Below are 1,362 nucleotides of genomic sequence, written 5' to 3' on the forward strand. Positions count from 1 at the left end.
ATTAAAAATATCGCTACGCGTTTGATTAAACACCTCTACAGAATTAAACCGAAACCCCTGCTCTTGTTTTTTTGGTGAGTGAACACACCCACTTAAAATCAGTAATGAGAGGCTTAACGCTATGAAGCACCGCGTCATCTTGGCAATCATCCCTACCATTAGCTATCTAATTCAATAGATAAAGAACCCTGTTTAGCGGAAGCCTCTTCAATCTGTTCATCGCTAGGTACAAAGTCGATTTCTAAGTCAGCCTTGTCAGAGAAGTACTCTGGCAATTCAGCTTTAATCGCTGGCGCTAATTTCTTAAAGTCGCCAACTTGCTTCACTAAATTACCTTTACCACTCAGAAGTTGCCCTTCTGCCTTGGCATAAGATTCTTGCGCGCGATCTAGACCTTTCTTTACACCTTCAAAGCTCACCAAGAAGCCGTTTAGTTTCTTAAAAACACCGTCGGCTTTTTTCGCGAGCTCTGCAGTATGTTTATTCTGATCTTCATAGCGCCACAACTGACGCACGATATTCAAACTGGTCAATAAGGTTGTCGGTGTGGCAACTAATACATTGTTCGCGATCGCTTCTTGGAATAACTGTTCATCCGCTTTAAGCGCCTCAACAAACGCTGACTCGATGGGTACAAACATAAATACGATCTCGGGAGAGTTCATACCCGGCAACTTGTAATAGTCTTTATCCGCGAGTTCTTTGATACGATCGCGCATCGCCCCCACATGCTCATTCAAAGCAATTGCGCGTTCAGACTCATCTTCAGAATTCACATAACGCGTGTAGGCATTCAAAGACACCTTGGCATCCACAATTAAATGTTTGCCTTGAGGAAGGTAAACCACAGCGTCTGGTCTTAAACGACCTTCTTCTGTGTTGAATGACACCTCGCGTTGATAATCCTTACCGAGTTCTAGACCGGAACGCTCTAGTACGTTTTCAAGTACTAACTCACCCCAATTTCCTTGCAGTTTTTTCTGCCCACGCAACGCCGTTGACAGCTCATGCGCTTCGGTCGTAATTTTTAAATTTAGTTCTTTTAGCGTTTCTAGCTCTTGTCGCAATGCTGCGCGCTGTTCATTTTCATGTCGATGATTGTCATGAACTGTTTTCTTAAAAGCATCGATCGAATCTTTGAAAGGGTTGATTGTCGCCGAAAGACTCTGTTGATTGGCTTCTTGTAAGGCCTTCGAGTTTGTTGCCAAAATCTCAGCCGACAACTCTTTGAATTGAAGTTTAAGTGCTTCTTTTTGCTCTTCGAACCGAGCGATTTCTCTAGCAAAGCTCGCTTCTTTCTCATCAAAGCTGGCTGTTACCTTGTCTAACTTTGATTCAGTTTCGCGAAGAGACTCGCCTAAG

Annotated in this window: 1 protein-coding gene; it reads right to left on the minus strand. The window is 43.4% G+C overall.

The window, feature by feature from the left end:
• Positions 1 to 158 precede the first annotated feature (158 nt).
• Positions 159 to 1,362, minus strand: a 1,204-nt coding sequence (locus tag A3762_RS15190; protein WP_156493485.1) for a DNA recombination protein RmuC, incomplete at its 5' end; no start/stop codon positions are given.

The organism is Oleiphilus sp. HI0125, assembly GCF_001635355.1.